This is a genomic window from Enterococcus sp. AZ062 (assembly GCF_051715065.1).
In the GTDB taxonomy this organism is placed as follows: domain Bacteria; phylum Bacillota; class Bacilli; order Lactobacillales; family Enterococcaceae; genus Enterococcus_B; species Enterococcus_B mundtii.
In genome coordinates this window covers 2,843,814-2,861,571 of record NZ_JBIOTB010000001.1, presented here as the reverse complement: position 1 = coordinate 2,861,571, position 17,758 = coordinate 2,843,814, and the positions used below count along the sequence as shown (strand labels likewise).

Sequence of the window (17,758 nt, the reverse complement as noted above, 5' to 3'; positions counted from 1 at the left end):
CGAACGTACTTGAGAATGACTGGAAACTATGAGGGGGAGAACCGTGAGTTTTGTAAATTTGAACAATATCCGTGTGAGTTATGACGGAAAACAAAATATATTAGAAGATTTGTCTATTTCAATGGAAAAAGGAGAGCTAGTTTCTTTATTAGGCCCTAGTGGTTGCGGTAAAACAACGACGCTACGTGTGATTGCTGGATTGATTTCGCCGAATGAGGGCTCTTTTGTTCTGGAAGATCAAGAATTAGTGAAAGTTCCTGTGCATAAACGTAATTTTGGTATGGTATTCCAGAGCTATGCGTTGTTTCCTCATCTAACGATTGCTGAGAATGTCGCTTTCGGTTTGAAATTGCGTAAAGAAAATAAAGCGGATATCGCCAAGAAAGTAGCTGATATGTTAGCAATCTGTGGCTTGGAACAGTTGGGTGATCGTTACCCGAAACAACTGTCAGGTGGGCAACGTCAACGAGTGGCTTTGGCTCGAGCATTGGTTATTGAACCTAAGTTACTATTGCTAGACGAACCATTAAGTAATTTAGATGCGAAACTACGTGTCCAAATGCGGATCGAGATCAAACGTATCCAACAACAACTTGGTATTACAACAGTTTTTGTGACCCACGATCAAGAAGAATGCTTTTCGATCTCGGATAAAGTCGCGGTCATGAATAATGGCGTTATCGAGCAATATGATACACCGGAAACAATCTATCGACATCCAAAAACTCGTTTTGTTGCACATTTTATCGGTTTTGAAAATTTCTTTCCAGTTGAACAAATCGAAGGCATCCGCTATCAAGCTGCAGGGAATGTCATTGAGACACCTTATGAGCAACCGATAGCAGAGCGATTAGTAGCGACGATCCGTCCCGAAGATATTGAGATTGCCTCTGATGCGACACATAATCTTGTAAAAGGTGAAGTGAAAGTCAGAACATTTTTAGGGAAAAGTTACCAGTATGAAGTGACAACGGCTTTAGGTAAGTTCTTAGTAAACGGTACGGATAAACAAATTTACCAAGCAGGGGATCAAATCAACCTGCATTTCCCAAAAGATAAAATCGTTCTTTTGGAAGATAAATAAGTAGAGAAAAGGGGAAAAATCAGTGAAAAAAGGCTTTCTAGTAAGTTCAGTAGTTTTAGCAGGTATGTTTGTATTGACAGCTTGCGGTGGAGGATCTGAAACTAATTCTTCCGAAGCGAAAGAGTCAAAAGATCTAGTTGTATCAACATTTGGTTTAAGCGAAGATATCGTGAAAAGCGATGTGATGGATCCTTTTGAAAAAGAATTCGATGCGAAGATCACAATGGATCTAGGAAACAGTGGCGACCGCTTCAACAAATTAATCAGTAATCCTAGAGGAATCGACGTGATTGAGTTAGCGCAAGCGAACTCAGCGGATGGCGCTTCTCAAGAATTATTTGAAAAACTAGATGAATCAAAAATCCCGAATTTAGCGGACTTAACTGAAGGAGCGAAGGAAGTCTTTGATAGTGGTGCGGGTGTTCCGATTGCTGTAAACAGTGTAGGTATCGTTTACGACAGAGAAAAAGTTGGAAAAGAAATTACTAGCTGGTCAGATCTTTGGGATTCAGCATTAGAAGGAAAAATCTCGATCCCGGAAATTACTACGACTGCCGGTCCTTTGATGATGTATATTGCAAGTGATCATGCGGGTGTAGCGATTGAAGATGACAATGGCGAGGCAGCATTTGAAGCCTTAGAAGAATTGAAACCAAATATCGTTAAGACCTATGCAAGATCTTCTGACTTAGCAAACATGTTCCAAGCAGGAGAAATCGAAGCAGCGATCGTGATGGATTTTGCTTATGATATCGTCAAAGGGGATTCTGACACGATCGAATACGTGGTCCCTGAGAGTGGCACATATGCGAACTACAATACGATCAATATTCCAAAAGAAGCAGCGAATAAAGAATTGGCTTACTCATTCATCAACTATAGAATTAGCGAAGAATCACAAAAAACAAAGGCACTTTCATTAAATGAAGCACCGACGAATGATAAAGTGGAGTTGAGTGAAGAAGAAGCTGGTAATATGACGTATGGGGCAGTTGCTGATCGCGCAAAAAATATTGACTTTGATTTCGTGAATAGTCAAATGACTGACTGGATCGATCGTTGGAATCGTTTGATCAACCAATAAACATTTTCCTATCAACGGAAATCATTGAAAAAATAAACATTGGGGTGGTTGTGTCGGAAACGCACAGCCCCCTATTCGTGTCTAAGGACAATAAAAGTGAGGGAAAAATGTGAAGATTGACTTATTGATTAGAGATGCTCAAGTGTATAACACAGCCAAACAATGTTTTGAGAAGAAACATGTCACAGTCAGCGGTGAAAAATTTTATTACATCACAACAAAGGATCTGAGTCACTTGGAGATCCTTCAAGAAATTGATGGCCGAGGGAAATACATGATTCCTGGCTTGATTGACAGCCACATGCACATTGAGAGTTCAATGACTACGCCAAGTATTTTTTCAAAGGCCGTTTTACCATTTGGTGTGACTACAGTGATTGCGGATGCGCATGAGATGGCAAATGTTTTTGGGCTTGAAGGGTTGACTGAATTTATGGCTGCAGAAACGGAATTAGATATTTTCCATGCTATCCCATCGTCCGTTCCTTCCACTACACCTGAACTAGAAACTACCGGTGGCATCATCGGGTTAGCTGAAACAGAAAAGTTGTTAGACAATCCAAAAGTGATTTGTTTAGGCGAAGCCATGAATTTTCACGGTATTGCCCATGAACCAACTTCGCTGATTCGCCAAATTATAGACCTATGTAAAGAAAAACGTCCGACGATGCCGTTAGAAGGACATTGTCCTAAAATTTACGAAGAAGAATTGGCAGCATTTATGTATAGCGGGATTTCTTCTGATCATACGCATCAGTTTCCAGAATCCTTAGCAGAAAAAATTGAGAACGGCATGTTTATCCAATTTCAAAACAAGTCGATCACACCGGAAAATATGGCGGTGATCACAGAAAATGAATATTATGACTATGCTTGTCTGATCACTGATGATGTGATGGCAGACGATTTACTCACTGGTCACTTAAATGAAAATTTGAGAAAGGCAGTAGAGGCGGGGTTACCGGTCGAACAAGCGATCTATATGACGACTTATACGCCTGCACGTAGAATGGGTTTGAATGATCGTGGATTGATTGGACCTGGACGAATGGCTGATTTTATTTTGTTAGATGATTTATCTACATTCGCTATTTCTGCGGTCTTTAAATCGGGCAAAGAAGTCTACAGGCAAGGTGAGGCGATCACTTATCCAGAAAAAATCGAACAATTTCCTGCTTCATACAGTCAAACGGTCCATTGTAAAAAGCTTTCTTTAGATGATCTAAGGTTGCCAGTCAAAACGGATTTGGCAAGTGTTCGTTGTAATGTTATTCGTAAACATGAGGTTGGTACGTTTACAGAACGGATCACGAAGGAAATTCCGGTGAAAGATGGATACCTCGATTGGGAAAATTCAGATTGCGCCTTATTGCTCGTGATGGAACGTTATGGAAAGAATGGCAATGTGGCGTATGCTTTGATGGAAGAACCCATTTCAAAACCAGGAAGTATTGCGACGACTTGGGCGCATGATCATCATAACGTGATGGTGATGGGGAATAACTGCCAAGACATTCTGCTGACTCAGCAAAAATTGTTGGAATTACAAGGTGGCTATGTGGTAGTTAACGAGGGCAAATTAACAGCAACTTGCCCGCTACCGATTGGCGGGATCGTTTCACAAGCGCCAATTGAAGAGTTAGGCCAAGATTTAAAAACTGTGCGTAGAGAAATGCAAAATCTTGGCTACAAAAATATGAATGAGATCATGTCATTTTCTACGTTGTCATTACCAGTTTCACCTGCAATCAAAATGACAGATAAAGGAATGATGAATACGAAAACACAGGAATTTTATCCGTTGGTTTTTCCAAGTGATGGTGTTTTGTTATGAGTACATTGATAAAAAATGTCCACGTTCTAACGATGGATGATCAACTGACTGAATACAAAAATGGGTATGTACGGATTGAAGAAAATCGCATCATTGAGATAGGAGAATGGCGGAAAGGGATAGCGTCTGCGGAGGAAGTCATCGATGGAGCAGGGGGTATCTTGTTGCCGGGTTTTGTGAATACACATACCCATGCTGGGATGATTCCTTTTCGATCTTTAGGAGACGATGTACCAGATCGATTACGTCGGTTCTTATTTCCATTAGAAGCGTTCATGACCCCAGAGCTAGTGGCAGCTAGTACAGCCTATGCAATCAGTGAGATGTTGCTTAGTGGTGTGACAGGTTTTTGTGACATGTATTATTTTGAAGATCAAGTCGCGCAAGTATGTGATCAGTTTAAGATTCGTGCGATTCTTGGTGAAACGATCATTGATATGCCTGTGTGTGATAATGTAGAGCCTTCTGGTGGTTTGACTTATTGTGAGACATTCTTGCCAAAGTGGAAAGATCATCCATTGATTACGCCTGCGTTGGCTCCTCATGCGCCGAATACCAATACCTATGAAGGGTTGAAGCGGACAGTCGAATTGAGTGAACGATTCGATGTGCCGATCACCTTGCATGTGGCAGAAATGGACTATGAAATGCAGGAATTAGCGAAGCAGTATCAACAAACCCCATTCGAGTTGTTGAAAGACTTAGGTTTTATGAACAGACCGTTGATCATGGCCCATTGTATCCATATGACAGAAGCAGATATTGCTTTAGTCGCTACAGCAGGAGAGCAAGTCGGAATTGCGCACTGTATCGGTGCGAACACAAAATCAGCGAAAGGTGTAGCGCCAGTTAAAGCGATGCTTTCTGCGGGTTTAACTGTCGGTTTAGGTACAGACGGTCCAAGTAGTGGCAACACTTTAGACCTCTTTGCACAAATGAAGCTATTTGCCAATTTTCATAAAACCTTTGAAAAAGATCGTGCGCTTTTCCCAGCGAAGGAAATTGTCCGTTTAGCCACTAGAGGTGGGGCGGAATTGTTAGATTTTAAAGAAACTGGCCAGCTTGTTGTAGGGAACAAGGCAGATTTTATTATCGTTGAGACGCAGTCTGTGAATATGTTTCCGATTTTTGATCCTTATTCTGCCTTAGTCTATTCAGCGAATGCTTCCAATGTGGCTCATGTGTGGGTGGATGGCAGACAGCTCGTACGTGATCATCAGTTAGTCCATCATGACTTAAAACAAATCAAAGCGGACCTCTATGAACAAATGGGGCAATTTGTGTTTGAAGCAAAGCGAAGGATGTAAGAAACAAACCGAATAACCATGGCAGCAAATTTGCTGCCATGGTTATTCGGCATATCTTTGGCGATAATGAATTTTTGTGCATTGTCTGATTCAGCTTTTGATATAAGAAGTAACTATGTTTGTTTTTCTAAGATTTCTTTCGTTAATCGTTTCGCGGTAGGTGTCACTGCAAGTCCGCCTTCTGCGGTTTCTTTGAAAATCGAAGGCATTTGTCTGCCCACTTGGTACATGGCAGCGACTACTTCATCAGGTGGGATCACGCTTTCGATGCCAGCTAAAGCCATATCAGCTGAGATGAATGCTTGTGACGAACCTAAAGCATTTCTTTTAACGCAAGGGACTTCGACGAGACCAGCTACAGGATCGCAGATCAAACCCATCATATTTTTAAGCGTGATTGCCACAGCTTGGGCGGCTTGGTGAGCTGTGCCGTTTTTCGCACAAACCAAGGCAGCGGAAGCCATCGCACTCGCCGATCCGACTTCTGCTTGACAACCACCTTCAGCCCCGCTGATCGATGCGTTGTTTGCAATGACCAAGCCAAAAGCGCCAGCTGTAAATAAGAAGTCGAGTTGTTGTTCATGGGTTAATTGCAAACGATCACGTACGGCCATCAAGACACCAGGGACAACTCCTGCGCTGCCCGCAGTAGGCGTTGCGCAGATCAATCCCATTTTGGCATTGACTTCGTTCACAGCAATCGCATTACGAACCGCGGTCAAGATTGTTTCGCCACTAAGGAAATCAGCGTGAGAAAGATAGTTGTCCATCTTTTTGGCATCGTCGCCAGTAATTCCTGTGACAGAAGTTACGCCGGCATTTCCTTCTGCGATAGATTGTTCCATCACGAGTAGATTCTTTTCCATGATCTTGATGATCTGCTCACGAGAACGACCGCTCATCTCCATCTCAACTGCGATCATCAATTCGGCAACGCTAGGGTAGTCTTGTGCTTGTTGGACTAATTCTTCAATTGATAAAAACATACCTCGTCTGCTCCTTTACTCGAAATAATTGACACTGTCAATATTTGGTAACTGTTTTAGTTTTTTTACGGTATCTTCTACTTGAGGATCGTCCACTTCCATGATCATAATGGCATTTTCGCCTTTTGACTCACGAGTAACTGTCATTGTACCGATATTGGTGTTGGTTTCTGAAAGAATATTGGTGACTTTAGCAATCATGCCAGGAACGTCTTGGTGGACGATGATCAAGGTTGGTGTTCCCATGCTTAATGAAATCTTGAAGCCGTTCAATTCAGAAATCTGGATGTTGCCCCCACCAATTGAGATGCCTGTAACCGAAAGCTTTCGACTGCCTTTTTTCAACAACATTTTGACGGAATTAGGATGATCGGCTTTTTCACTTTTAGGTACGAATAATACTTCCATACCTGCTTCATGAGCCAACCTTAACGAATCTGCTAAACGAGAATCATCAGGTTCCATGCCTAATAATCCTCCAACTAAGGCAATATCAGTACCATGTCCACGATAGGTTTTGGCAAAAGACTCATATAGGTAGATGTCAACAGAATCTGGTTGATCGCCAAAAATACTACGGACGATCTTTCCGATTCTTGCTGCTCCAGCGGTATGCGAACTGCTCGGTCCAATCATGACAGGACCAATAATATCAAATACACTTCTGTATTTTAGATCTTTCATTATTTCACCTCATTAGAATAGAAGAACTTATTTATTATATATATTATGTATTAGGTTCATACAGGCGTAAGTTTAGCATAAATAAGCGATTTATAAAGAGATTTCTTCACGTTTTAACCAGATATTTAGCTTTTTTTTGGATAAAGGTGAAAATAATCAGAAAAAATTGTTGAAAAAAAAGAATAATTTGCTATACTGTATCAGTGTGCATTCGTTATGTACATGATATGTCAATTGATTTTAAGATCAACTGACAATACGTGGGAGGAGAAATATGCATCTCCAATTAACCACATCACGGACTTAAGGAGGTATGTCTCGTGGCAAAGAAAGTAGAAAAAATCGTTAAATTGCAAATTCCTGCAGGTAAAGCAACTCCAGCTCCCCCAGTAGGTCCTGCACTAGGTCAAGCGGGTATCAATATCATGGGATTCACAAAAGAATTCAATGCTCGTACAGCTGATCAAGCAGGTTTGATCATCCCAGTTGTGATTTCTGTATATGAAGACCGTTCATTCACATTCGTTACAAAAACACCACCAGCTGCAGTATTATTGAAAAAAGCAGCGAAAATCGAAAAAGGTTCAGGCGAACCAAACAAAAATAAAGTTGCTAAAGTTTCTAGCGATCAAGTAAAAGAAATCGCTGAATTAAAAATGGAAGACCTAAACGCAGCTAACGTTGAAGCAGCAATGCGCATGGTTGAAGGAACTGCACGAAGCATGGGGATCACTGTAGAATAATCTGCACCCTAAGAAAGTAGCTTCTCAGTTGGCCCTGTATTGAAAGGTATAGGACACGTGGGAGGTACAACCGTTATAACCACAATCAAGGAGGAACCAAAATGGCTAAAAAGAGCAAAAAAATGCAAGAAGCATTGAAAAAAGTGGATTCAAGTAAAGTTTATTCTGTCGCTGAAGCAGTAGCATTAGCGAAAGAAACAAACATTGCAAAATTTGATGCAACAGTTGAAGTTGCATACCGTCTAAACGTAGACCCTAAAAAAGCAGACCAACAAATTCGTGGAGCTGTTGTATTACCAAACGGAACTGGTAAAACACAAACTGTTTTAGTATTTGCCAAAGGAGACAAAGCAAAAGAAGCTGAAGCAGCTGGTGCAGACTTCGTTGGTGACGACGACATGGTTCAAAAAATCCAAAACGGATGGTTTGACTTTGACGTAGTTGTTGCAACACCTGACATGATGGCTACTGTTGGTCGTCTAGGACGTGTATTAGGACCTAAAGGCTTAATGCCAAACCCTAAAACTGGTACTGTAACAATGGACGTAACAAAAGCAATCAACGAAGTAAAAGCTGGTAAAGTAACTTACCGCGTTGACAAAGCTGGAAACATCCACGTACCAATCGGTAAAGTTTCTTTCGACAACGAAAAATTAGTTGAAAACTTTGCTGCGATCCATGATGTATTAGTGAAAGCTAAACCATCTGCAGCTAAAGGTCAATACATGAAAAACATTACTGTAACAACAACATTTGGACCTGGTATCCATGTAGACCAAGCTTCTTTCTAATCCAACGATTAGGACGTTGATTGATCCAACTGAAAAATAATTCTTGACTCAACTAGTTTAGCGTGCTAAGCTAGTTGAGGTTAATAATTAACTTGTACCGAAGACAGTAGGTGGCTTAGCCTTAATTTCCTACCGAGGACGTTTATTGAATATATTCAATAGTCCCTCTATGTCTACGGTGGCATAGAGTTTTTTGTTGTGAATCACTAAGAACGAAGTGATTAGATGATGAACAATACTCGTTGAGTTGAGCGAAAGGAGTTTCCTTTCGAGCGCAAGCGAGTAGAATCACTAAGAACGCAGTGATTAGATGAGGCACAAACGATTCAGTCGTAAAAAACTCTTCCATCAAAATTCAGGAGGTGAAACTCAAAAATGAGTGAAGCAATTATCGCAAAAAAAGCAGCAATCGTTGACGAAGTAAGTGCAAAATTTACAGAAGCAGCTTCTGTAGTCGTAGTTGACTACCGTGGATTAACTGTTGATGAAGTAACACGCTTACGTAAACAACTTCGTGAAGCTAACGTTGAAATGAAAGTTATCAAAAACTCAATCCTTTCACGTGCAGCTAAAAAAGCCGGCCTAGACGGCATGGACGAAGTTTTCACTGGCCCTACAGCCGTTGCATTCAGTAACGAAGACGTAGTAGCACCAGCGAAAATCATGGACGAATTTGCTAAAGATGCAAAAGCATTAGAAATCAAAGGCGGTATCATCGAAGGTAAAGTATCTACATTGGAAGAAATCACAGCATTGGCAAAATTGCCAAACCGCGAAGGACTTCTATCTATGTTGCTATCTGTACTACAAGCGCCAGTCCGCAACGTGGCTTACGCTGTCAAAGCAGTCGCAGACAAAGAAGATGGAGATGCAGCTTAATCGCCGCATAGCATAAACAATAAATAAAAAAAGAACATTTAAAATGGAGGAAACAAAAATGGCATTGAACATTGAAAACATCGTTGCTGAGTTAAAAGAAGCAACTATCCTAGAACTTAACGACCTAGTTAAAGCTATTGAAGAAGAATTTGGCGTATCTGCTGCTGCTCCTGTAGCTGCAGTTGCTGCTGGTGGCGGTGCTGCTGCTGAAGAACAAACTGAATTCACTGTAGAATTAACTGCAGCTGGAGACCAAAAAGTTAAAGTTATCAAAGCAGTTCGTGAAGCAACTGGCTTAGGCTTGAAAGAAGCTAAAGCTGTAGTTGATGGCGCTCCTGCACCAGTTAAAGAAGGCGTTTCTAAAGAAGAAGCTGAAGAATTAAAAGCTAAACTTGAAGAAGTTGGCGCTTCTGTAACAGTTAAATAATTTGATTGATTTTTGATCGGCTAAAAACCTTATTGATTAAGGTTTTTAGCCTTTTTTTGTTTCTTGAAATGCGCTGTGTTTCTAGTATAACTCGTGGCAACACAAGTAAAAACGTAAAAACCATTTGATCATGAGTAGTAGCAGAAAAGAAAGATGTTCATCAAGTCTATTGCTAAAACTTATTCGTGATTAGATATAGTTGGCGATAGATGATAGTAGCTAAAAGGAATTTGGGTACGTGTATAATCTTCTCGTAACTCAACTATTATCCAGAAGCGTTCTGGTAGTGTTTTTGTATAAAAAAACGACTCAAAATGAGTCGTTTCAGATTGTAGACAAAGTACTTATTTATAGTGCTTTGTCTTTTTTTATACGTTAAAATAAAACTATGAATTGGAGGTGTAACCCGATGCTCTCAAAACAAGATATGAGTAAGCGTGCACAGATGGGCTTTTTTGCTCTTGAAGACTTAGTTCCCCAAGACCATTTATTACGACAAATGGATCAGTTTATTGATTTTTCTTTTATTTACGATTTGGTAAAAGATAAATATGATGAAACCCAAGGACGGCCAAGCTTAGATCCCGTTCTTCTAATTAAATTACCGATGATTCAATATTTTTTTGGTATTAAAAGCATGAGACAAACCATCAAAGAAATTGAAGTGAACAACACTTATCGATGATTTTTGGGGTTAGGTTTAGAAGATGCAGTTCCTCATTTTTCTACATTTGGTAAAAACTATACGAGACGGTTCAAAGGAACCACTACATTTGAACAAATCTTTTATGAGATTTTAGCACAATGTATGATGGAAGGAATCGTTGATACCTCTGAAGTTTTTATTGATGGGACGCATATTAAAGCACATGCGAATCGAAACAAGAAAGAATCCGTCGAAGTGATGGATCAAGCCTTCTTTTATACGGAAAAATTGACAAAAGAAATTGAAAAAGATCGAGAAAAACGCCTAAAAAAGCCCTTAAAAGAAACCAACGCAGAAACTAAAATAGCTATGAAAAAAACAAGTACGACTGATCCCGAAAGTGGTTGGTTTCATAAAGGTGAGCATAAAGAAGTTTTTGCTTATAGCGCACAAGTAGCATGTGATAAAAACGGCTGGATACTTGGCTATACGACCCACCCAGGAAACTTACATGATAGTCGTACGTTTATTACTTTATTTAAAAAGCTCAAAGGAGCTTTTACTCTAGATAAATTGATTATGGATGCTGGGTATAAAACGCCAGCAATCGCTCAATTACTTCTCGAAGAGAAGCTGACGCCTGTTTTCCCTTATAAGCGACCCATGACGAAAGCGGGTTATTTCAAGAAGAACGACTATGCCTACGATGAATATTATGATTGTTATATCTGTCCTAATGATAAGATCCTCACTTATTCGACAACGAATCGAAAAGGATATTTAGAATACAAAAGTAATCCAGAAGAATGTAAAAATTGTCCTGTTCTATCTACTTGTACAAATTCAAAAAATCATACAAAAGTAATCACCAGACATATTTGGGCGAAAGCAATCGAACGATGTGAGGAAATACGTCACCAAAGAAATTTTAAAGACCTATACAGAAAAAGAAAAGAAACAATTGAACGAATTTTTGGTACAGCAAAAGAATTTCACGGATTACGTTATACGAATCAAATAGGAATTGAAAAAATGCACATGAAAATTGGGCTTACTTTTGCCTGCCTAAATATGAAAAAATTAGTAAAAATCAAAAAAGGCAGAGCAAGAAAGGAGTGTTTTTCTTTAGAAAAACAAAGCTATTTCTCTTTAATTATTGAAAACATACATATAAAAAAGACAAACCTCATTTTTACATAAGGTTTGTCTACAATCTGAAACGACTCAAAATGAGTCGTTTTAACAGATTATTGTAATAGATCATTAATTTCTTTAAATTCTTTATCAAGTTCTTTTTCATCATATTTTTCGTATTTATCAGCTTCATGAAGAATTTTTTTGATTTCATGAATCGCCTTACGTTCAACTAACCATTTTTTTAGGTTGTGTTTTTTTTCTGGATTTTCAGATAACGTATCAAGTTCATTTAATTCTTTATCCAGTTTATTGACTGTAGCAACAATTTTGTCTAAAGCTTTTTCTTCTTTGTGTTCTAAATCTGACATTTATCTTCACGTCCTTTTTATTTGATAATTTAAGTATAGGACGTTGCCATAAATTCTTCCAAATAAAACCCTTATATATGCTTATTTGCATAATAGAGAAGAACATAATAAAAGTATATCATACTATATGTGAACAGCTTGTATGAACTAATGCTTATTGACGAAGTTAAAAATCATTCAACAAAATATTTTTGTCATTATATACAAAATAATCAATTTCATAACCGTCCATACACGTACCTTTATTATGATAACAAGTTTGTTGCCGCGATTTCTCATTTACATACTCAAAAATAAATTAGTGGTAACAACCTGTACCTTTAACTCAGTTAGATAGAGTATTTAGCTCATAATAGAAGGTGTGTAGGTTCGAGTTCTAGAGTATACAAAAAAACCTCTCATTAGAGTTATTCTCTATCTAATGATGGGCATAATATTCAGATTAAAATATATTAAACCTAAATTATATCTCGAATTTTTATATTGTCAATTCTTTTGAAATACTTTTGATTTATCTAGACTATTGAGCATAATTATATTGGAAAGGTTGAAATAGCAACATTTTTTAAAGAAGAATACTTTTGAAATACTTTTGAAATGCTTTTGAATTAAGATCAGGGGGTGTAAAAAATTAAGTTTATTGAATTGAAAGATGAAATCTTCACAGAACCAAAAGAAAATTTCCAACTTGAGTTTAAAAAGTCTCAAACTAAACTATCGAATGATGTATGGTCAACTTATAGTGCGTTTGCAAATACTAATGGCGGAATTATAATTTTAGGTATAGATGAGCTAGTATCTAAAAAAGAATACCAAGTAGTTGGAGTCGACAACCCAGAAAAAGTTATTACGGAATTTTGGAATTGTATCCATGATAAACAAAAAGTTAGTGTTAATTTACTTACTAATGAAGATGTTCAAACATTCAAAGTATCAGGTAAATCTATTATAGAAATAAATGTACCCAAAGCACCGTATGAAAGAAGACCAGTTTATATAAACAACAACAAAAGTAAAACATATATTAGAACAGACGATGGTGATCGTATTGCAGATGATGCACAATTTAAATATCTAATCGTAGACTCGCAGAATGATATTGATAGTGAGCTGTTGCAAAACTATGACATAGACGATTTAAATCTTGAAACAGTGAACGAATATAAAAATCTACTTTATAAAAATACGAATAATTCTAAATATTTAGAGCTTAGTCATGAAGAATTATTAAAGAATATTGGAGTATTAAAAAAAGATAGACAAGCTTCTAAGTCGCCATATAGACTAACAATAGGCGGATTATTATTTTTTGGCAAATATAATTCTATAACTGATAGATTTAAAAAATTTCAATTAGATTATTTTAAAAAACAAAGCTTTTTAGATACTGACTGGCGAGATAGGGTATCAAGTGGAGATATGAATTATCCTGAGATGAACTTGTTTTCGTTCTACAATTTAGTTATTCAAAAATTAGAACTTAGTGTGCCTGATTCCTATAGACAAGAAGAAAATATGACGAGAGGGTCCTATAGAACAGACTTATTACTTGCATTAAAAGAAGCATTAGTAAATACATTAATGCATGCTTATTATGACTCTGATAAAGTAATTAAAATAATCAATTGTGATGATTACGTAAGTTTCTACAACCCGGGAGAAATGAAAGTTTCTAAAGAGGAATTTATAAATGGAAGTTTTTCTGTAACAAGAAATTCGATTATCTCAACGTTATTTAGAAGAGTAGGAATTGCTGAAAAAGGAGGATCAGGAGGACCTAGAATTTTTGAGGTAGCTACAAAGAACAGCTTGCGTACTCCAGAAGTTGATACCAATTTTGATTCTACTGAAGTCAGGATATGGAAAATAAATATGTTAGAAAGTTTAAGTGGTCTGAACGAAGTAGAAACTAGCATAATTAAATATGCCATGGAAAAACCTGCTTTTAAAATTAAAGATATAGTAAATTCTACAAGCTATAAAGATCACACTGTTAGAAAAAATGTAAATAACTTAGTTGAAAAGGAGATGCTACAAAAGATAGGTAATGGTAAAGCCACCATGTTTGTTTTAAGCTCTTCTGAGGAAACTGGGGTGATGACGTTTAAAAGATTACTGAAAGAAATAGAAGTTGGTTTTATGAAGAGTAGATAAAAGTAAAATCTCCCTCAATGACACTTGTGAGATATTTTCCGTTTTTCAATTAATGTTCTGAATAATTTTTTATACTAAAATCACCGCGCAAACCAACTCCCAACTAAATGCCATTCCCATCCACCTTCGGGTGGTATTTTTTATAGCAGATATAATTAAAACGAATAAAAAGCCTTGTTTTTATAGACTATAATTATGTTGTGGTGCATGATCTTCTATCCAACTTTTAGGACAAAAGGCTTGTCGTTGCAACCTTCAATTAATCTCGCCAGATCTTTTGTGTTTTCTGCCACTTTTGTCTAAGTTGCTTGAAAGAGTAGCCTTTACATAAATAATTTAACAAAGAAGGTATAGTTATGTATTATGTAGAAGTCCAAACGCGAGGAGTAAAAAATAAACAGTATGTTAAAACGGTACGCCATAATTATCCATTGTTAGGATCATGGGAAGAGGCTGAACCATTTTCAAAAGAATGTGCATTGCAAATAAAGTCAATATTAGAACAAGAACTAACTTGTGGAAAAGCAAATGTCACTATCATAGAAAAGTAAAAATGATTGAAACTTTAACCAGGCAAAGTAATAGAAGGACAACACGTGCTTAATTTCATAAAGCTTATCAGTGAGAAAGTGTGGATAGATAGACTTTAAAAATATATGTAAGAAGGGATAGGCATGACATATGAAGTTAAAGTCAGTAAAGAAATTCTGAATATATTTTCTGAGAATCAATCAAAAAGGTATCAAGAAATAATCTTATATAAAGTGAATGAGTATTTGACACACAACTTTTATCGAATCAAACTTGTTGATACACCTGTAAAACCATCGATTTATGAAATGAAAATCCGTTTAGGAAAAGAAAATTTTCGAATTGCTTTTATAATAGAGGATAAGGAGGTACAAGTTTTTTATATTAGTCGAACGTTAAAAAAAGAATTATTTGATAAAGAAGTAAACAGATTTGTCCATCGATTCAATAAAAATCACAGAATTACTAAGTCTATGAAGAAAGTAGAGGCATAGTAAAATGAACATGATTTGTAAAAAGCAATTAAAGCAATTTTTGAAAAGAAAATTTAAATCGAAGGATTGTTTTAAGTTAAAAATTCTTACGTTCAAAAAAGATCGCTATTTACTTATCAGTTATGATCAAGAACGATATACAATAGTTGAAGATGGATTCGAAAAGAGTAAGTATGAATTCGACTCTTCAGATGAAGCAATAAAAGCAGTGATGAAAATGGCAAATATTGAATTTAAACGTAGCTATAGACTTCATGTACAATAAATCCTCTGATAGTAAAGTCTGATGAATCGAAAAAATCCTCTTACGATGTAGAAAGAAATAGGAAATATTAATAAATGAAAAATTAGAAAGCCAGATATTAAAGCAACCAAGGTAAACTAAAAGCAGTGAATTATTGCAAAGTAAAAGTAATTAAATCTTTTCTATTCATTATTATGCACCGAAGCCTTTGATATGAGTGATTTCGGTATTTTTTGAGCGAATTGTTTTGCTTTCAGCATGTTTAGAATAATGGTGATAGAAAGTCTGGTATTTTAAGTATCACGTTTGTTCTGTTTCCTCATCTAATGATACACTAACAGTGAGTAAGTCTGAGGAGGAGAAGAAGTCGCTATGAAAAAGCAATATATACGTAATACATTGATTGGTTTAGGATTACTGCTGATTTTGTTTGTTGGCTATCAACTTTATTTAGAGTATCGACCAGATATCCACTTATTACTAGATCCACAGGCAAGTCGCAAAGAATGGATGCGAGAAATTCGTTCACACGGAGTATCTGCTGCGTTTATTTTGACATTGTTGATCAGTTTGATGTGTGCGGTGCCAGGTATTCCTACTTCTGTGATCGGTGTGGTCGTCGGCCTAAGTTATGGTCCATTTCTAGGAACAGTCATCAATGTAACAGGCAATGCACTTGGAAATATCTTATCGATCGTTTTGATGCAACATTTATCCTTTATGGATCATAGTAAAAAAGAGAATCGTTGGGTCAAAGCAATACGTCGGATGAAGCATCCAAAAATAGGAGTCATGATCGGCTATATGGTACCGGTGATTCCGTCTTCTGTCGTGAACTTTGCCGCAACCTCCTTAAATCTTTCGGTTCGTGAGTTATTATTATCGATCCTTATCGGCGTAGTGCCATCTTCCCTTTTATATGCGTGTGGCGGAGAAGCATTGTTTCATGGGGAACATATAAAAGCACTTGTTTTGGTCGCTAGTGTGTTAGTTTTAACAGTATTGGTGGTTATTATCTATCGTGATCGAAGAAAACATTTAGTTAAATAACCTTATTTATTTTATTTGAGCCTCCCTGTTTTCAATTATTCTAAGAAGTTGTAAACTAAGAAAGGAAATGGGGGAATCCGATGGAAATGAATAAGCAAACACCGCTTTCGAAATCATTGATTTTATTATTAGCGATCACCTGTGGGGTAGTCGTCGCAAATATGTATTATATCCAACCAATTGGCACAAAAGTAGCGGTAAATTTATCAGTCAATACGAGTGCTGTGGGTTTGTTGACGATGCTGACTCAATTAGGCTATGCATTAGGATTATTATTTTTAGTTCCATTAGGGGATGTCGTCGATCGACCTAAATTGATCATTCGCATGGCGGGATTATCTGCACTATCCTTATTAGCAGCCTTTTTCGCACCAAACTTTGCTCTATTTGCAGTTGCTTCTTTCTTGATTGGTCTACTATCGATCGTTCCGCAAATCATTATTCCTTACGGCGCCGTACTTGCAGGACCAGCAGCGCGAGGAAAAACCATGGGGATCTTATTGAGTGGTTTACTAATGGGCATCTTGCTCTCTCGAACTGTTTCAGGACTTCTTGCTAGTTGGTTTTCTTGGCGTAGTGTTTACCTATTTGCCCTTTGCCTAGTTGGAGCGCTAACTGTGCTACTCTATTTAAAATTACCAAGAACACAAGGAACGCTGGAAAAAGAGTCAACAGTCTCTTATCTTGCCTCACTAAAAAGCTTACCGAAACTCGTCAAAGAGCAACGATTGTTGCGTGAAGCTGCAATCAATGGCTTTTTTATGTTTGGAACGTTTTCGCTTTTTTGGTCAACGCTGATCTTTTATATCAGTAGTCCAGCTTATGGATGGGGAACTTTTGAAGCAGGGATCTTGGCAATCTTTGGTTTGTCGGGAGCAGTAGCTGCACCGATCGTTGGTCGCTTGGCGGATACTTATTCGGAAAGACGAATCGTTGGTATGGGCTTAGTGATGCAGACAATTAGTTTTCTCGCTTTGTTTGTTGCGGGTGACTATGTTGCCGTCCTATTAGTTGCAATCATTTTATTAGATGTTGGGAACCAGTTCGGGCAAGTAGCGAATCAAAGCAGAGTACAAGGGCTTGGCGAAGCAACAAGTAATCGCAACAACACGATTTTTATGTTTATGTACTTTATCGGTGGAGCAACAGGCTCTTTATTAGGCTCAGTGATGTGGCAGCATTATGGTTGGGTAGGTGTGACTGTTACGGGACTGATTTTCCAATTGTGCGCGTTTTTCTTTCAAGCAATTATTTATCCTGATAAAAGAAAATAAGATAGAATAAATTAATTAACTATATAAATTTCGTATACCAA

The 17,758-nt window shown here is 37.5% G+C and carries 16 protein-coding genes, 1 pseudogene and 1 other annotated feature; of the genes and pseudogenes, 14 read left to right on the top strand and 3 right to left on the bottom strand.

The genetic code is table 11. The features are described 5' to 3' along the window. Positions 1 to 43 precede the first annotated feature (43 nt). From IGJ00_RS13335 to IGJ00_RS13320, 4 genes are all read left to right on the top strand, one after another. Complete coding sequence (locus IGJ00_RS13335; protein WP_065096676.1) at positions 44 to 1,084, top strand: ABC transporter ATP-binding protein; 1,041 nt, start codon at positions 44 to 46, stop codon at positions 1,082 to 1,084. Between the two features lie 22 nt (positions 1,085 to 1,106). Then, on the top strand, positions 1,107 to 2,168 hold the full coding sequence (locus IGJ00_RS13330) for an ABC transporter substrate-binding protein (RefSeq protein WP_142433510.1): 1,062 nt from the start codon (positions 1,107 to 1,109) through the stop codon (positions 2,166 to 2,168). Between the two features lie 109 nt (positions 2,169 to 2,277). Continuing rightward, positions 2,278 to 4,002: an adenine deaminase C-terminal domain-containing protein gene (locus tag IGJ00_RS13325; protein WP_142433509.1), complete on the top strand. Its 1,725-nt coding sequence runs from the start codon at positions 2,278 to 2,280 to the stop codon at positions 4,000 to 4,002. Continuing rightward, on the top strand, positions 3,999 to 5,309 hold the full coding sequence (locus IGJ00_RS13320) for an amidohydrolase (RefSeq protein WP_074799358.1): 1,311 nt from the start codon (positions 3,999 to 4,001) through the stop codon (positions 5,307 to 5,309). Before IGJ00_RS13325 ends, IGJ00_RS13320 begins: the two co-directional genes overlap by 4 nt. A 113-nt stretch (positions 5,310 to 5,422) precedes the next feature. Here the strand turns inward: IGJ00_RS13320 and sdaAA are convergent, their stop codons facing one another. Both sdaAA and sdaAB read right to left on the bottom strand, forming a co-directional pair. Then, complete coding sequence (gene sdaAA, locus IGJ00_RS13315; protein WP_142433508.1) at positions 5,423 to 6,295, bottom strand: L-serine ammonia-lyase, iron-sulfur-dependent, subunit alpha; 873 nt, start codon at positions 6,293 to 6,295, stop codon at positions 5,423 to 5,425. A gap of 15 nt (positions 6,296 to 6,310) precedes the next feature. Then, on the bottom strand, positions 6,311 to 6,979 hold the full coding sequence (gene sdaAB, locus IGJ00_RS13310; protein ID WP_010734281.1) for an L-serine ammonia-lyase, iron-sulfur-dependent subunit beta: 669 nt from the start codon (positions 6,977 to 6,979) through the stop codon (positions 6,311 to 6,313). A gap of 320 nt (positions 6,980 to 7,299) precedes the next feature. On the opposite strand from sdaAB, the gene rplK reads away from it, so the two are divergent. The 5 genes and pseudogenes from rplK to IGJ00_RS13285 all read left to right on the top strand — a co-directional run bounded on the left by rplK (position 7,300) and on the right by IGJ00_RS13285 (position 11,708). Continuing rightward, entirely contained in the window at positions 7,300 to 7,722 is a 423-nt protein-coding gene (gene rplK, locus IGJ00_RS13305; protein ID WP_010734282.1) for a 50S ribosomal protein L11, read from the top strand. 101 nt (positions 7,723 to 7,823) lie between these two features. Continuing rightward, positions 7,824 to 8,513, top strand: a complete 690-nt coding sequence (rplA, locus tag IGJ00_RS13300; protein WP_010734283.1) for a 50S ribosomal protein L1 — start codon at positions 7,824 to 7,826, stop codon at positions 8,511 to 8,513. Between the two features lie 79 nt (positions 8,514 to 8,592). After that, positions 8,593 to 8,718, top strand: a sequence feature (ribosomal protein L10 leader region). Between the two features lie 170 nt (positions 8,719 to 8,888). After that, complete coding sequence (gene rplJ, locus IGJ00_RS13295) at positions 8,889 to 9,392, top strand: 50S ribosomal protein L10 (RefSeq protein ID WP_071866450.1); 504 nt, start codon at positions 8,889 to 8,891, stop codon at positions 9,390 to 9,392. Between the two features lie 58 nt (positions 9,393 to 9,450). Further along, entirely contained in the window at positions 9,451 to 9,819 is a 369-nt protein-coding gene (gene rplL / locus IGJ00_RS13290; RefSeq protein WP_010734285.1) for a 50S ribosomal protein L7/L12, read from the top strand. Between the two features lie 409 nt (positions 9,820 to 10,228). Beyond that, positions 10,229 to 11,708: pseudogene (locus IGJ00_RS13285) on the top strand (IS1182 family transposase). Between the two features lie 4 nt (positions 11,709 to 11,712). On the opposite strand, the gene IGJ00_RS13280 reads toward IGJ00_RS13285, so the two are convergent. After that, positions 11,713 to 11,970 carry a hypothetical protein gene (locus IGJ00_RS13280; protein WP_010734286.1) on the bottom strand — a complete coding sequence of 86 codons (258 nt, stop codon included), beginning with the start codon at positions 11,968 to 11,970 and terminating at the stop codon, positions 11,713 to 11,715. Positions 11,971 to 12,615: 645 nt separating this feature from the next. On the opposite strand from IGJ00_RS13280, the gene IGJ00_RS13275 reads away from it, so the two are divergent. The 5 genes from IGJ00_RS13275 (at position 12,616) to IGJ00_RS13255 (ending at position 17,717) form a co-directional block, all read left to right on the top strand. Next, a complete protein-coding gene (locus tag IGJ00_RS13275) occupies positions 12,616 to 14,124 on the top strand; it encodes an RNA-binding domain-containing protein (protein WP_260653865.1) in 1,509 nt (502 codons plus the stop codon). Positions 14,125 to 14,480: 356 nt separating this feature from the next. Continuing rightward, on the top strand, positions 14,481 to 14,675 hold the full coding sequence (locus tag IGJ00_RS13270; protein ID WP_019722298.1) for a hypothetical protein: 195 nt from the start codon (positions 14,481 to 14,483) through the stop codon (positions 14,673 to 14,675). Between the two features lie 123 nt (positions 14,676 to 14,798). After that, positions 14,799 to 15,149: a hypothetical protein gene (locus IGJ00_RS13265; protein ID WP_142433632.1), complete on the top strand. Its 351-nt coding sequence runs from the start codon at positions 14,799 to 14,801 to the stop codon at positions 15,147 to 15,149. A gap of 616 nt (positions 15,150 to 15,765) precedes the next feature. Further along, positions 15,766 to 16,443 carry a TVP38/TMEM64 family protein gene (locus IGJ00_RS13260; protein WP_086335168.1) on the top strand — a complete coding sequence of 226 codons (678 nt, stop codon included), beginning with the start codon at positions 15,766 to 15,768 and terminating at the stop codon, positions 16,441 to 16,443. An 80-nt stretch (positions 16,444 to 16,523) separates the two neighbouring features. Then, positions 16,524 to 17,717, top strand: a complete 1,194-nt coding sequence (locus tag IGJ00_RS13255) for an MFS transporter (protein WP_086335167.1) — start codon at positions 16,524 to 16,526, stop codon at positions 17,715 to 17,717. The last annotated feature ends 41 nt before the right edge of the window (positions 17,718 to 17,758 follow it).

Excerpts from the sequence above, each read along its gene's own strand:
- IGJ00_RS13320 (WP_074799358.1), top strand. The coding sequence starts at position 3,999 with ATGAGTACATTGATAAAAAATGTCCACGTTCTAACGATGGATGATCAA.
- sdaAA (WP_142433508.1), bottom strand. The coding sequence starts at position 6,295 with ATGTTTTTATCAATTGAAGAATTAGTCCAACAAGCACAAGACTACCCT.
- sdaAB (WP_010734281.1), bottom strand. The coding sequence starts at position 6,979 with ATGAAAGATCTAAAATACAGAAGTGTATTTGATATTATTGGTCCTGTC.
- rplA (WP_010734283.1), top strand. The coding sequence starts at position 7,824 with ATGGCTAAAAAGAGCAAAAAAATGCAAGAAGCATTGAAAAAAGTGGAT.
- rplJ (WP_071866450.1), top strand. The coding sequence starts at position 8,889 with ATGAGTGAAGCAATTATCGCAAAAAAAGCAGCAATCGTTGACGAAGTA.
- rplL (WP_010734285.1), top strand. The coding sequence starts at position 9,451 with ATGGCATTGAACATTGAAAACATCGTTGCTGAGTTAAAAGAAGCAACT.
- IGJ00_RS13280 (WP_010734286.1), bottom strand. The coding sequence starts at position 11,970 with ATGTCAGATTTAGAACACAAAGAAGAAAAAGCTTTAGACAAAATTGTT.
- IGJ00_RS13270 (WP_019722298.1), top strand. The coding sequence starts at position 14,481 with ATGTATTATGTAGAAGTCCAAACGCGAGGAGTAAAAAATAAACAGTAT.
- IGJ00_RS13265 (WP_142433632.1), top strand. The coding sequence starts at position 14,799 with ATGACATATGAAGTTAAAGTCAGTAAAGAAATTCTGAATATATTTTCT.
- IGJ00_RS13260 (WP_086335168.1), top strand. The coding sequence starts at position 15,766 with ATGAAAAAGCAATATATACGTAATACATTGATTGGTTTAGGATTACTG.
- IGJ00_RS13255 (WP_086335167.1), top strand. The coding sequence starts at position 16,524 with ATGGAAATGAATAAGCAAACACCGCTTTCGAAATCATTGATTTTATTA.